13 protein-coding genes and 1 tRNA gene are annotated in these 13,813 nt (G+C 67.6%); 10 read left to right on the forward strand and 4 right to left on the reverse strand.

Annotated features, from left to right (window positions below; all coding sequences use genetic code 11):
* Positions 1–43 precede the first annotated feature (43 nt).
* From U742_RS0116220 to U742_RS0116230, 3 genes are all read left to right on the forward strand, one after another.
* Positions 44–463 carry a F0F1 ATP synthase subunit epsilon gene (locus tag U742_RS0116220; RefSeq protein ID WP_029354871.1) on the forward strand — a complete coding sequence of 140 codons (420 nt, stop codon included), beginning with the start codon at positions 44–46 and terminating at the stop codon, positions 461–463.
* Positions 464–536: 73 nt separating this feature from the next.
* The gene (gene tenA / locus U742_RS0116225) at positions 537–1,229 is read left to right on the forward strand and encodes a thiaminase II (protein WP_029354872.1); all 693 of its coding nucleotides are present in this window, start codon (positions 537–539) and stop codon (positions 1,227–1,229) included.
* A 128-nt stretch (positions 1,230–1,357) separates the two neighbouring features.
* A complete protein-coding gene (locus U742_RS0116230; RefSeq protein ID WP_051661244.1) occupies positions 1,358–2,107 on the forward strand; it encodes a GntR family transcriptional regulator in 750 nt (249 codons plus the stop codon).
* A 9-nt stretch (positions 2,108–2,116) separates the two neighbouring features.
* Here U742_RS0116230 and U742_RS0116235 read toward each other — a convergent pair whose 3' ends face one another.
* The gene (locus U742_RS0116235; protein WP_038361814.1) at positions 2,117–2,458 is read right to left on the reverse strand and encodes a DUF167 family protein; all 342 of its coding nucleotides are present in this window, start codon (positions 2,456–2,458) and stop codon (positions 2,117–2,119) included.
* A 13-nt stretch (positions 2,459–2,471) separates the two neighbouring features.
* Positions 2,472–2,750 carry a YggT family protein gene (locus tag U742_RS0116240; RefSeq protein ID WP_029354880.1) on the reverse strand — a complete coding sequence of 93 codons (279 nt, stop codon included), beginning with the start codon at positions 2,748–2,750 and terminating at the stop codon, positions 2,472–2,474.
* Between the two features lie 160 nt (positions 2,751–2,910).
* On the opposite strand from U742_RS0116240, the gene U742_RS0116245 reads away from it, so the two are divergent.
* The 6 genes from U742_RS0116245 (at position 2,911) to U742_RS0116270 (ending at position 8,724) form a co-directional block, all read left to right on the forward strand.
* A tRNA-Ala gene (locus U742_RS0116245) sits at positions 2,911–2,986 on the forward strand.
* A 64-nt stretch (positions 2,987–3,050) separates the two neighbouring features.
* A complete protein-coding gene (locus U742_RS0116250; RefSeq protein ID WP_029354882.1) occupies positions 3,051–4,073 on the forward strand; it encodes an LLM class flavin-dependent oxidoreductase in 1,023 nt (340 codons plus the stop codon).
* A 159-nt stretch (positions 4,074–4,232) separates the two neighbouring features.
* Positions 4,233–5,687 (forward strand): AMP nucleosidase, encoded by a 1,455-nt coding sequence (locus U742_RS0116255; protein WP_029354885.1) that lies wholly within the window; start codon positions 4,233–4,235, stop codon positions 5,685–5,687.
* A gap of 268 nt (positions 5,688–5,955) precedes the next feature.
* Positions 5,956–6,876 carry a heme/hemin ABC transporter substrate-binding protein gene (locus U742_RS0116260; RefSeq protein WP_081853045.1) on the forward strand — a complete coding sequence of 307 codons (921 nt, stop codon included), beginning with the start codon at positions 5,956–5,958 and terminating at the stop codon, positions 6,874–6,876.
* 17 nt (positions 6,877–6,893) lie between these two features.
* The gene (locus U742_RS0116265; protein ID WP_029354889.1) at positions 6,894–7,961 is read left to right on the forward strand and encodes a FecCD family ABC transporter permease; all 1,068 of its coding nucleotides are present in this window, start codon (positions 6,894–6,896) and stop codon (positions 7,959–7,961) included.
* Positions 7,962–7,965: 4 nt separating this feature from the next.
* Positions 7,966–8,724, forward strand: a complete 759-nt coding sequence (locus U742_RS0116270; protein ID WP_029354891.1) for a heme ABC transporter ATP-binding protein — start codon at positions 7,966–7,968, stop codon at positions 8,722–8,724.
* Positions 8,725–8,730: 6 nt separating this feature from the next.
* Here U742_RS0116270 and U742_RS0116275 read toward each other — a convergent pair whose 3' ends face one another.
* Together U742_RS0116275 and U742_RS0116280 are read right to left on the reverse strand one after the other, a co-directional pair.
* Entirely contained in the window at positions 8,731–9,312 is a 582-nt protein-coding gene (locus U742_RS0116275; RefSeq protein ID WP_029354893.1) for a biliverdin-producing heme oxygenase, read from the reverse strand.
* 21 nt (positions 9,313–9,333) lie between these two features.
* Positions 9,334–11,532, reverse strand: a complete 2,199-nt coding sequence (locus U742_RS0116280; protein ID WP_248310392.1) for a TonB-dependent hemoglobin/transferrin/lactoferrin family receptor — start codon at positions 11,530–11,532, stop codon at positions 9,334–9,336.
* Between the two features lie 437 nt (positions 11,533–11,969).
* On the opposite strand from U742_RS0116280, the gene U742_RS0116285 reads away from it, so the two are divergent.
* On the forward strand, positions 11,970–13,784 hold the full coding sequence (locus tag U742_RS0116285) for a methanol/ethanol family PQQ-dependent dehydrogenase (protein WP_029354897.1): 1,815 nt from the start codon (positions 11,970–11,972) through the stop codon (positions 13,782–13,784).
* Positions 13,785–13,813 lie beyond the last annotated feature (29 nt).

Genomic DNA, 13,813 nt, shown 5'->3' on the forward strand with positions numbered 1-13,813 from the left:
AGCGCCGCGGAGCCCGCCCGCCGAAGCACCCGCTGGAGGAATCATGGCCACCACCTTCCCCTTCGAGCTCGTCTCCCCCGAGCGCCTCGTCTTCTCGGGCAAGGTGACGGAAGTCATCGTGCCGGGCACCGAGGGCGAATTCGGCGTTCTTGCGGGTCACGCTCCCTTCGTCTCGACCCTGAAGCCGGGCGTGCTGACCATCAAGGGCGACGGCGCGCCGCAGAAGCTCTTCGTGCGCGGCGGCTTCGCCGAGGCGAATCCGCAGGGCCTCACCGTGCTTGCAGAGACGGCGACGCCGCTCGCCGAGTTCCGGCCGGAGGTGCTCGCGCAGATGATCAAGGACGCCGAGGAAGACGTCGAGGATGCGCGCGACGAGGCCACCCGGCAGAAGCGCCAGCTCTATGTCGAATCGCTGAAGTCGGCGGCCGCCGCCATCGAGGCCGACAGCCGCACCGCGCATTGAGCCCGCTCGGCACCGACATCTTCCTGCGACCGGGCCGCCCGCAAGGCGGCCCTTTGCATATCGGAGCTTCCCGATGACGAGCCCCAGCTATCCCGGTGCGACGTCCTTCAGTGCGGATGCCTGGCAGCGCAACCTGCCGATCTTCGACGCGATCCGCACCATGCCCTTCGTGACGGCGCTCGCCGACGGAACATTGCCGCTCGACCGCTTCCGCCACTACATTATCCAGGATTCGCACTATCTCATCGCCTTCGCGCGCGCCCTCGCCCTCGCCGCCGCCAAGGCGGACGCCCCGGAGGGGATCGTGCAGTTCGCGCAGGCGGCACATGACGCGGTGGTGGTGGAGCGCGCGCTGCACGACGACTATTTCGTTCGCTTCGGCATCTCGGCGCAGGATTTCCGCGACACGCCGCTCTCCCCGGTTTGCGATCATTATGTGAACTTCCTCGTCGCCAAGGCGCATGCCGAGCCTTATCCGGTGGTGCTGGCGGCGGTGCTGCCCTGCTTCTGGATCTACGCCGAGGCCGGGCGTGATATCCTCGCCCGCGCGACGCGGCCAAATCCCTACGACGCGTGGATCGACACCTATGCAGGTGAGGAGTTCCACGAGGTGGTCCGCGCCGCCATCGAGGCCACCGACCGCGCCGCCGCCAAGGCTTCGCCGGAAACCATCGCGGCGATGCACGATGCCTATAAGCGCGCCAGCCAGCTCGAATGGATGTTCTGGGATTCCGCCTGGGCGTTAGCGAGCTGGCCGGTCGGCTAGCTCTTTCCCCGCGCCACGGCGCGGCACCTTTCCTGCATCTCACCGGCTTCGAGGCGGCATCCGCCGGGCGCCTCCCTAGGATTCCGCAGAAGGTCGGGACAGCCGCCCATCGAGGTGCAGTCGGTCTAATGCAGCAGACGCCGGAACATGAGCACGTCGCCGAACGCGGGCGCTCCGAGGCGCCGATCCGCGCGCGTATCCTGCAGGCGATCGTCGAGCGCCGGCTGCCCCCCGGCGAGAAACTGACGGAGGAGCGGCTGGCGGCGCTCTTCCACGTCAGCCGCACCGTCGTCCGGCAGGCCCTCGGCCGCCTCGCGCAGGACGGCATCATCGAGCATCACCCGCACCGCGGCGCCTTCGTCGCAGCCCCCAGCCGGGCCGAGGCACGCCATGTGCTCGCCGCCCGGGCCGTGGTCGAGCCGGAGGTCGCCGCGCTCGCGGCCAAGGCCTGCGGGAGCGCGACGGAGGACGAGGCCTCCTGCGCATGCGGGATGGTGGCGAGGCTGCGCGCGCACATCGCCCATGAGGACGAAGCCCGCGCTTCCGGCGATCGAACCGGCCTGGTGCGGCTCACCGGCGAGTTCCATGTGCTACTTGCGGAAGCGGCCGGCAATCCGGTCTTCCAGCGGCTGCTGACCGAGCTGCAGGCGCTCACCTCGCTCGCCATACTGCTCTATGCCCGCGGCGAGCATGCGAGCTGCCCGCCACAGGAGCACGCCCAGATCGTGGCCGCGATCGAACGCGGCGACGCGGCAGGCGCGGCACGGCTGATGCGCCTGCACATCGCCCATGTCGAGGCGGACATGGATCTGTCCGAGCCCCCGGCGCGGCCGGCGGACCTCGCCGGCGCGCTCGGCTTCAGCCCGCAGCGTGATTGAGTCAGAGCTTCAGGCCTGGCCGAGGATCGCCCGCAATCGGTCCGCCATGGCCTGCGGGTCGCCGCTCAGCCGGAATGCCTTGAGGCGTGCGGTGGCGCCCTGGCTGAGGGTCACGGCGCTCGGCGCGATGCCGGCGGCGCCGGCCAGCAGCCGGGCGAGCGCGGCATTGGCCTTGCCATCCTCCGCCGCGACGCTGACGCGGGCCTTAATGACGATACGCCCGTCCGAAAGCGTCATCATCCCGTCGATCGCGTCGCGCCCGCCGCGTGGCGTGGCCCGCACGGAGACGACGAGGCCGTCCGCCGTCTGTGTCCACGGCACGGCTGCCTCGGCTCCGGCGGCGCTCACCATGGCAGGCCATGCCTCAGATGAAGATCTCGAACAGCAGGTTGCGAACGAAATAGAGGACGATGATCAGGATCACCGGCGATATGTCGATCCCGCCGAGATTGGGCAATATGCGGCGGATGGGCGCCAGCACCGGCTCGGTGACGCGCCACAGGAACTCGCCCACGCTGCGTACGAACTGATTATGCGGGTTGACGACGTTGAAAGCCACCAGCCACGACAGCACGGCCGATGCGATCAGTATCCAGACATAGAGGGTGATGATCGTGTCGATCAACCAGAGAACGGAATACATCGCGAGCCTCGATGCGGCAGAGCAGCCGGATCGCATGCCCTGGCCCGACGATGCTTAAAGGCCTCGCCGCGTTGCGGCAACCCCGTTTCTCGCAGCCCTGAAGCACCTCGCTGCTTGACATCTGTCCGGCCGGAAACGTACAAGGCGCGGCCTGACGCGTGGGGCCGTAGCTCAGTTGGGAGAGCGCTGCAATCGCACTGCAGAGGTCAGGGGTTCAAATCCCCTCGGCTCCACCATGCCTCCGCCCGGTCTTCGGATTCCAGCCAGCGCGATCAACCCTTTCCGCGCCGCCGAGGTGTCATGAAGAAGATCGGTTTCCTGTCGTTCGGCCATTGGACGCCCTCCTCTCATGCGCAGACGCGCTCGGCCGCCGACGCGCTGCTGCAATCGATCGAGTTGGCCGTCGCGGCTGAGGAGCTCGGGGCGGACGGCGCCTATTTCCGCGTCCATCATTTCGCCCGCCAGCTCGCCTCGCCCTTCCCCTTGCTGGCGGCGGTCGGCGTGAAGACCAGCCGCATCGAGATCGGAACCGCCGTCATCGACATGCGGTACGAGAATCCGATGTACATGGCCGAGGACGCCGGCGCGGCCGACCTGATCGCCGGCGGACGCCTGCAGCTCGGCATCAGCCGCGGATCGCCCGAGCAGGTGATCGATGGGTGGCGCTATTTCGGCTACGCCCCGCCCGAAGGACAGAGCGACGCCGATATGGGCCGGCGGCACGCCGAAGTCCTGCTCGAGGTGCTGCGCGGCCAAGGCTTCGCGCAGCCCAACCCGCGCCCGATGTTCCCGAACCCGCCCGGCCTGCTGCGCCTCGAGCCACATTCGGAAGGGCTGCGCGAGCGCATCTGGTGGGGTGCCGGCTCCAACGCCACGGCCGCCTGGGCCGCGAAGCTCGGCATGAATCTGCAGAGCTCCACGCTCAAGGACGACGAGACGGGAGAGCCCTTCCACGTCCAGCAGGCGAACCAAATCCGCACGTTCCGCGAAGCGTGGAAGGAGGCTGGCCACGCGCGCGAGCCGCGGGTCTCGGTCAGCCGCAGCATCTTCGCGCTGGTCGGCGACCGCGATCGCACCTATTTCGGCCGCTCCGGTCAGGAGGCCGATCAGGTCGGCTTCATCGACGAGAAGACGCGGGCGATCTTCGGGCGGAGCTACGCCGCCGAGCCGGATGTCCTGATCGGGCAGCTCAAGCAGGATGAGGCGATCGCCGAGGCGGACACGCTGCTGCTGACCGTTCCGAACCAGCTTGGCGTCGACTACAACGCCCATGTCATCGAGGCGATCCTGAAACATGTGGCGCCGGGCCTCGGCTGGCGCTGAGCACGTCCCGGTGTCGGAGGCTGCCCTTCACGGCCGCCGCAAACCACGCTAGAGCCCTTTCCGATCAGGTGGCATCACCTGATCGACAGGAAAGTGCTCTGATTCAATAAGTTGGATCATGTTCCAGCGGCAAGGCCGACAGAGTTTCCGGATCCGGTGATGTTCGAGACAGCGGCGACCCCCGAGCAGGCCATAGACCGGCTGGAAGCGCTTTACAGAGCCGCGCGCGAGGCGCTGCGGCATGATCTGCAGCGCTTCTTCGAGACCGGGCAGGCTCCGCAGACCGAGGAGCGTTCGCGCTATCGCTACCCTCTGCTGCGCGTGACCTACGCGGCGGCGAAGGCATCGGAGGTCCGCAGCCAGCGCGGCTACGCGAAGTTCGCCGCACCCGGCGTCTACCAGACGACCGTGACGCAGCCCGCCGAATTCCGTGCCTATCTGCTCGACCAACTGCGGCCGCTCGTCGAGGAATATGGCGCGACGATCGAGACGGGGGTCAGCACGCAGGAGATCCCCTACCCCTACGCGCTCGAGGGCGGCGACGAGCTGGGGCGCGGCAACGTCACCGCCTCCGAGCTGGCGCGGCATTTTCCCACCCCGCTGCTGTCGCTGGTGGGCGACGAGATCGCCGACGGCACCTTCGAGCTGGTGGAGGGCGAGCCGCGGCCGCTCGCGCTGTTCGATGCCGTTCGGGTCGACTATTCGCTCCGCCGGCTCATCCATTACACCGGCACGGACTGGCGCGCGTTCCAGCCATGGATCGTGCTGACGAACTATCATCGCTATGTCGACCAGTTCGTCCGCCTCGGCCTCGCCGAGATCGAGGCGGGCACGGCCGAGGCGCTGTCGACGCCGGGCGGCCTCCGCATCGAGCGCGACGGCGTCGATCTCGCTGCTGCCGAGCGTGTGATGGCCTCGCCCTGGCACCGTTTCCAGATGCCCGCCTATCATCTCGCGCGGCCGAACGGCACCGGCGTGACGCTGATCAACATCGGCGTCGGCCCCTCCAACGCCAAGACGATCACCGACCATCTCGCGGTGCTGCGGCCCCATTGCTGGCTGATGGTCGGCCATTGCGGCGGACTGAGACAGACGCAGATCATCGGTGACTATGTGCTCGCCCATGCCTATCTGCGGCAGGACGGCATCCTCGACGAGCTGGTGCCGCCGGATATTCCGATCCCCGCGCTGGCGGAGGTACAGGTCGCGCTCCAGCAGGCGGCGGCGGAGATCACGGGTGAGCGGGGCGACCAGCTCAAGCGGCGCCTGCGCACCGGCACCGTCGTCACGCAGGACGATCGGAACTGGGAGCTGCGCTGGACCCAGGAGCGCAGGCGTATCAACCTGTCGCGCGCCATCGCGGTTGATATGGAATCCGGCACCATCGCCGCTCAGGGCTATCGCCTGCGCGTGCCCTACGGCACGCTGCTCTGCGTGTCCGACAAGCCGCTCCATGGCGAGATCAAGCTGCCCGGCGCGGCGAATGCCTTCTATGACCGCGCGGTCGGCGAGCATCTCAAGATCGGTCTTGCCGCTCTGGACAATCTTCGTGAGACCGGCGCGAGCGTCCATTCGCGCAAGCTCCGCTCCTTCGACGAGCCGCCCTTCCGCTGAACGGGCTCCGCCGGCGAACCACGAACAGCAGCTCATCATTACGGCATCGACCTGCGGCGACGTGAGTTGCCAGAGGTCAGTAGACAGCAGCATCCGCTATCACTCGGCGCCAGATCTCCGTTCGCCAGAGATAGATATGTAATTATAATAACTACAATAAGAATAACATCTCCAAATATTCATTTTACCGAACACCCAGAACTCATTATCTGACACCCGGATAAAGTCTGGAGTCCATTGCGCCGACGCGCGAGCGGAGGAGGTCACCGTGCGATCTGCATATGTCCGATGCTGGTCCGCTCTGCTTGCTCTTTGCCTGCTTGCCGCGTCATCGCCGGTCGGCGCCACTGAGAGCCGGCCCGGACCCGCGACCCGGATTGTCGCGATCGGCGGCGCGGTGACGGAGATCCTGTTCGCCCTGGGGCTGGAGGACCGGGTCGTCGCGGTCGATACGTCGAGCACCTATCCGCGCCGCGCGCTCGCCACCAGGCCCAATGTCGGCTACATCCGCGCGCTGTCGCCGGAAGGTGTGCTGTCGGTCGGCCCGGATCTCATCATCGCGCTCGAAGGCGCCGGACCGCCCGACGCGGTGAAGGTGCTGCGCAGCGCGGCCGTTCCGTTCGAGACCGTTCCCGACGCGCGCGATGCCGGGACGGTTATCGCCAACATCCGGCGCATTGCCGAGATCGCCGGCGTGCCGGAGCGCGGAGCGGAACTCGCGGACGGTGTCGAGCGCGACTTCGCGACGCTTGCCCAGTTGCGCGCCCGGATTTCCGAGCCGCGCAGCGTCACCTTCGTGCTGTCCGCGTCGGGCACCGCGCCGGTGGTGGGCGGCACCGGCTCCAGCGCCGATGCCATGTTCCACCTCGCCGGTGTCGGCAACGCGATGCGCGCTATCAACGGCTACAAGCCGGCCGTCGACGAGGCCAGTCTCGGCGCCGATCCCTATGCGATCATACTGATGCAGCAGAGCAACCATGCCCTGACGGACGACGCCATCACGGCGATGCCGGCCTTTGCGGGCACGCAGGCGGCGGCGCAGGGACGATTCTTCCGCATCGACGGCGTCTATCTGCTCGGCTTCGGCCCCCGCACGCCGCAGGCCGCGCGCGACCTCGCAGCAATGATCTATCCCGAGCTCAACCTGCCGCCCCTCCCCGCCCATCCCTGGACCGCCGCGGACAAATGAGCTGGAGCCTCCCGGCCATGAGCGGCGGTTCGGTCCGGCGGCCGCACAGGAACGCCGTTGCGCTCGGCCTCGGTGGCGCGATGCTCGTGTTCGCCGTCATCGCCTCGCTGGCCATCGGTCCGGTGACCATCCCGCCCGAGCGCATCGCTCAAATCGTGGGGGCGGCGCTGCGCGGCGAGGCGGCAAGCGGCCTCGCCCTGCGCGAGAGCGTCATCGTGCTCGACATTCGGCTGCCGCGCACCACGCTCGGCCTGCTGGTCGGCGGCGGCATCGCACTGGTCGGCGCGCTGACGCAGGGCATCTTCCGCAATCCGCTGGCCGACCCCGCTCTCGTCGGGATATCGAACGGCGCCGCCCTCGCGGCCGTCACCTGGATCGTGCTGGGAGCACATGTCGCCGGGATGCTGCCGGCCGCGCTGGCGGAATTCGGCCTGCCGCTGATGGCGTTCGGCGGCGCCCTGGTCGCCACCGTCGCGCTCTACCTCATCGCGACGCGCGACGGGCGCACCGAGATCGCCACCATGCTGTTTGCCGGCATCGCCATCGGCGCTCTCGCCGCCGCGGGCACGGGCGTGATGGTCTTCATCGCCTCGGACCAGCAACTGCGCGATTTCACCTTCTGGTCGTTCGGCTCGCTCGGCGGCGCCACCTGGCACAAGGTGCTGGCCGTGCTGCCCTTCATGGTGCTGCTCGCCGCCATCTGCAGCCGGCTCGGCCGGGCGCTCGACGCGCTGGCGCTGGGCGAGGCGGAGGCGTTCCATGTCGGCGTCGACGTGCAGCGAGCGAAGTGGCTCGCCATCGTCGCCATCGCTGCCGGCACCGGCTCAGCGGTGGCGGCGGCCGGCGTCATCGGCTTCATCGGGTTGGTCGTCCCGCACCTCGTCCGCCTCGTGTTCGGCCCGGGCCACCGGCTGCTGCTGCCCTGCGCCGCGCTGCTCGGGGGTGCGCTGCTGCTCGGCGCCGACGTGGTGGCCCGGACGGCGGCGAGCCCGGCGGAACTGCCACTCGGTGTCGTCACCGCGGCGATCGGCGCACCCTTCTTCATCTGGCTGTTGATGCGCCGCCGCGCGGCGCTGTTCGGATAGGCTCATGTACCGCGCCGACGACATAGTCTTCGACGTGGGCGGCCGCGCCCTGCTCGACGGTGTCTCGGCAGAGGTCGTTCCCGGCCGCGTCACCGTGCTGATCGGCCCGAACGGCGCCGGCAAGTCCACACTCCTCAAGATCCTGGCGGGAGAGCTCCGGCCCCATCGCGGCCGCGTCACGCTGGCCGGCGGCGACATTGCGCGCCTGCCGCCGGCGCGTCTCGCCCGGCTGCGCGCCGTACTGCCGCAGAGCGCCCATGTCGCCTTTCCGTTCAGCGTCGCCGAGGTCGTCGCCATCGGCACGCCGGATGGCCGGCGCAGGCCGGCCCAGATCAAGCGCGCGCTCGACCGGGTCGATCTCGCCGATTTCGCCGACGCCGCCTATGACCGCCTGTCGGGTGGCGAGAAGCAGCGCGTGCAGCTCGCCCGCACGCTGGTGCAGATCGAAAACGGCGAAGGTCCGGGCTATCTGCTGCTCGACGAGCCGACGGCGAGCCTCGACATCGCCCAGCAGCTCCTCGTGGTGAGGATCATGCGCCGGCTCGCCGCCGAGGGCGTCGGGGTGCTGGCCGTGCTGCACGACCTCAACCTCGCCGCCATGGCTGCCGACGACATCGTCGCGCTGAAGGACGGGCGCGTGGCGGCGTGCGGCGCGCCCGAAGAGGTGATGACCGACGAACGGATTTCCGAACTCTACGGTGTCACGGCGCGCATCGGATGGGCTCCCTCCACACCGTTCCTGCTGCCGCAATCCGTCGTTTAGTAGCGGTCAAGCGAGCTCCTCGCGGATCAGCGCCTCGACATGGGCGAAGGCGTCCGCCGCTGCCTGGGCGGCGCGGACATCCTCGTCGGGTGTCAGCTCGACCGCGTCGAGCGCCGCGGTGAAGCGGCGCCAATGCAGGCCGCGTCCTTCCGGGTGCCCCGCGAGATGACGCGCACCGAACGCATCCGAAAAGCCGAGCTTGGTGGCTTCCTTGGCCAGGAACGCGGCACCCATGTTCGAACCTTCGACGACATAGAGCCAGCCAAGCGCCTCCGCGATCGGCAGCCTTGGGCCGAACGCCACGGCCGGCGGCGCGAGGCCGAGATCGGCGAAGTCCTGTTCCAGCGCGTCGAGCCGGGAGCGCCCCGCGAGCTCCGGCAGCAGCGGCTGCAGGCCCGCGTCAGCGTAAAGCGGTTCGACCCGGCGCAGCAGGCGGTACTGGAAGCGCAGGAAGCGCTCGTAGTTCGCCTTGCTGGCGAAGGGAGCCGCGGCCATCACGCCATTGTCGACGCGCTCATGCGCGGCGGCCGAGGCGGCCTTGAAGCGCTTGGCCCGGCCCGGTTGTTCGATCGGCGTCGCTATGGTCATTTCGGATTACCTGCCAACAGATCACTTCACATAGAGCGGCTGCTTGGCGGCGGAGGCCACCTGTCCGCCGCCGAAACGGACGGTCAGGCCCCCCTTCACGGTGAGGCCGGCGCTCGGCAGGAAGTTCTGGTATTGCGTGTACTGCTCGTCGAGCAGGTTCTCGACCGACAGGCGCCACAGCGTGTTCTCGTTCGGCCGATAGCCCGCATAGACGCTCACGAGGTTGAAGCTGTCGGTCGGCTCATAGACCGCATTGTCCGGCAGATCGGACTCGGTCACCGCCGCCACCGCGGTCCACCGCACCGCGACGGTCAGCTTCTCGTCGAGGAAGCGGAAGCCGAGCGTCGTCGTGATCTGGTCCGGCGGGATGGTCGAGAGCGGCTGGCCGATATCTTCGCCTGCTGTCACCTCGCCCTCGGTGACCTGTCCCGACAGTCCGACGAACCAGCGGCGGGCGTCATAGGTGCCCTCGAACTCGAAGCCACGCAGCCGCGCCTCTTCCACGTTCTGGTACTGCGCCAGCGAATAGGCATTATAGGCGACGCAGCGCCCGCGCACCTGCATGATGCAGGCCGGCGAGCCGTAGGTCACCAGCTCGATATAGTCCTCGACGTCGTTCTGATAGTAGTTCGCCTTGATCCGCAGCGCATCGCCCTGGACGAAGAGATCATCCTTCTTGATGTTGACGCCGATCTCCTTGTTCTTGCCGACTTCCGGCCTGAGCCCGGGATTCGCCACGAAGGTGAAGGGTGCCAGCCCGCCGGTGAAGAACGCCGGATGCGCACCGGAGACCAGCGCCTCGGTGACGGATGGGGCGCGATAGCCCTCGGCATAGGTGCCGTAGACGGTCAGCCAGCTCCATGGCGTGACGCCGAGGGTGAATTTCGGCGACAGGCGGTCGCCGGAGGTGCCGGTGTCGCCTGAGCTCAGCGAATAGGCGTCGTAGCGCAGCGCCGCGATCGCCTCCAGCCAGCTCGAATAGTTCGCCTTCCACTGCACGAAGGCGCCGCCCACGCCGCGCTCGCCCGAGGGATTGTAGCCGTCGCCGAAGCCGTAATTGTCGGTGTTGTCGACGTCGTCGTGGAAATAGTCGCCGCCATAGGTGATGGCGTTCTTCCAGTCGCCCCATTCGAAGCGCGAGGTGTTGTTGGCATCGAAGCCGACCGTGTCGATGACGAAGCCGCGCGGATCGCCGATGGCGCCGGTAATGGCGCTGGTGGTGCCGGCGACCTTTACCTGATCCTGGTCCACCCGGTTCCAGTAGACGCTGGAGCGCCAGTCGAACAGGTTGTCGTCGGGGTTCGAGTAGTTCCAGCTCGCCGTGACGGTGCTGTTCTGCACGGTGGTATCGTAGACGGTCGCCGTCGAGGAGGCGCTGCTCGACGTGTCGTAGCTGCTCTCGTAATTGAGGCCGGTGATCTTCACCTCGTGGAAGTCGGCCGGGCGGAACGTCGCCTTGGCGATGCCGGTCCACACCTCGTTGGCGGTGTCGGCGACGGTGTCGCCGTTGCCGTCCTTGTAGTCGTCCTGCTTGCGGTAGGTGCCGCCGACGAAGAGATCGACGTTCTCGCCGACCTTGGCCGCGCCAAGCAGCGAGCCGTAGCCCATCGGGCCGTTGCTGCCGACCTCGCCGTCCGCTTCGACGCCCCAGCTATTGCCCTTGGCGATGATGTCCTCGGCATCCTTGGTGCGCATCGTCACCACGCCGCCTATGGCGCCCGAGCCATAGATGTTGGAGACCGGGCCGCGCACGACGTCGACATCGGCGATCAGGCCGGGCTCCACGAAGAACGTGCCGGCGCCGTTGCCATGGCCGAGCTGCGTGAAGTTCTGGCGCGCGCCGTCGACGATCACCGCGACGCGGCCGAAATCCTGAAGGCCGCGAATGTTGATCGCGGTCTGCGTCGAGTTGCCGTTCTGGATCGCCGTGACGCCGGGCATGCCGCGGAAAAGATCCGCGGTGGTCGTCGGCATCAGCCTGTCGATCTGGTCCGAACGCAGCACGCTGACGCCGGCGAGGGTGTCGATCCAGCTCTCCTCCGTACGGGTTGCGACCACCGTTATCGGATCGAGCTCGACGAATTCATCGGTTGCGATCACCTGCGCCGTGCTCGCCGGGGCCGGTACCGTCGACGCCGCCTGCTGTGCCATCGCCGGTGCGGCCGCCAGAAGGGCGAGCCACGACACACCCCAGCCGAGAGCCGGAGCGATCCTCGACAAGGACGGCTCCTGCCGGCGCCGAATCATTCGCATCATCATCCATCCCCAAGCCCGGTCCCCGACGGCGTCCGGCTTCCCGGAACGCCGCACGGCGCCACGACCGATCGATACGGGCGACATGCCCGCCAAGCCCCATGCGGATGGTTATTTCAAGTAAATAATTGAGTCAAATCACGTATATATTGAATTTATAGGAATTATAATCGGAGGCATTTCTTAGAATGACTCACGATATAAAGCTATAAACATTCCAATTCAAATCATGGAAAGACATCCAGCCTGCGCATCGTCGGGGCGGAGGAGGCCGCCCCTCTCCCCGCGCCGCGGCTTCAGGCACGGTCCCGAAACACGCAAACGCGACCTGCGGGCGCTGGAAGACGGCGCGGACGCTTGATATTGCCTGGTGCCGGGTGACCAGCGGTTTGGACAGCGTGATCGTGACAGCAAAACCTCTCGTCCTTGCGGCTGTCGCCGCGCTCGTCGCCGCACCGCTTCAGGCGCGCGCGAATGACGACGTTCTCAAGCGGATCGCGGACCCGGCCGGGCAGGTGATCCAGACGCTGGACTACGCCAACACGCGCTTCTCCCGGCTCGATCAGATCAATGCCGGCAATGTCGGGGGGCTCAAGGTCGCCTGGACCTTCTCCACCGGCGTGCTGCGCGGACATGAGGGCAGCCCGCTGGTGGTCGACGGGGTGATGTATGTCCACACGCCCTTCCCCAACGTGGTCTATGCGCTCGACCTCGACCATGACGGTCGCATCCTGTGGAAATACGAACCGACCCAGGAGCGCGACGTCGCCGGCATCATGTGCTGCGATCTCGTCTATCGCGGCCTCGCCTATGCCGAGGGCATGGTGTTCCTGGCCCAGGCCGACACTACCGTGGTGGCGCTCGATGCCAGGACCGGCACCGTTCGCTGGAAGGTCCGGAACGGCGATCCGAAGAAGGGCGAATCGAACACCGCGACGGTGATGCCGGTGAAGGATAAGCTCATCGTCGGCATCGCCGGCGCCGAGTTCGGCGCACGCGGCCATATCAGCGCCTACAACATCAAGGACGGAACACTCGCCTGGCGCGCCTACTCGACCGGTCCGGACAGCGAGATGCTGCTCGACCCGGAAAGGACCACCGAGCTCGGCAGGCCGGTCGGCAGGGATTCCTCGTTGAAAAGCTGGCAGGGCGAGCAGTGGAAGATCGGCGGCGGCGCGCCATGGGGCTGGTTCGCCTATGATCCGAAGCTGAACCTCGTCTATTACGGCAGCGCCAATCCGGGCACCTGGAACCCCTCGCAGCGGCCCGGCGACAACAAATGGGCGATGACGATCTTCGCCCGCGACGCAGACACCGGCGTCGCCCGCTGGCTCTACCAGATGACCCCGCACGACCAGTGGGACTATGACGGCGTCAACGAGATGATCCTCACCGATCAGCCGGTGGACGGCCGGACGCGCCCGCTGCTCACCCATTTCGACCGCAACGGCTTCGCCTACACGCTCGATCGCGAGACCGGCGAGCTTCTGGTCGCCGCGAAGTTCGATCCCAGCGTGAACTGGGCGACCGGCATCGACATGGACAAGGCCAGCCCGGCCTATGGCCGCCCGATCCTCGATCCCAGATTCGGCACCGAAGCCGAGGGCGAGGACGTCACCTATTCCGGCATCTGCCCGGCGGCGATCGGCGCCAAGAACCAGCAGCCAGCAGCCTTCTCACCGCAGACCGGACTGTTCTACGTGCCGGCGAGCCGGCTGTGCATGGACTATGAGCCGTTCCACGTCGACTACATGGCCGGGCAGCCCTATGTCGGGGCGACGCTCACCATGTACCCGGCTCCCGGCAGTGAGGGACAGACCGGCAGCGTCATCGCGTGGGACAATGTGAAGGGCCGCGTCGTCTGGAGCGTCCCCGAGCGGTTCTCCGTATGGTCCGGCGCGCTCGCCACCGCCGGAGGCGTGGTGTTCTACGGCACGCTGGAAGGCTGGCTGAAGGCGGTCGACGCGGAGACCGGCAAGGAGCTCTACCGCTTCAAGACGCCCTCCGGCATCGTCGGCAACGTCATGACCTATGAGCATCGCGGCCGGCAATATGTCGCCGTGCTGTCCGGTGTCGGTGGCTGGGCCGGCATCGGCCTCGCCGCCGGCCTCACCGACCCGAATGCCGGATCGGGCGCCGGGGATGCGTATGCCGCGCTGTCGAGCTATACCGCGCTCGGCGGCCAGCTCACCGTCTTCGCGCTTCCCGACGGGCCGTAGTATCGCGACCGCGGCGCTCGGCGCGCAGG

Source organism: Allobosea sp. 117 (assembly GCF_000702305.1).
Classification (GTDB): domain Bacteria; phylum Pseudomonadota; class Alphaproteobacteria; order Rhizobiales; family Xanthobacteraceae; genus Ancylobacter.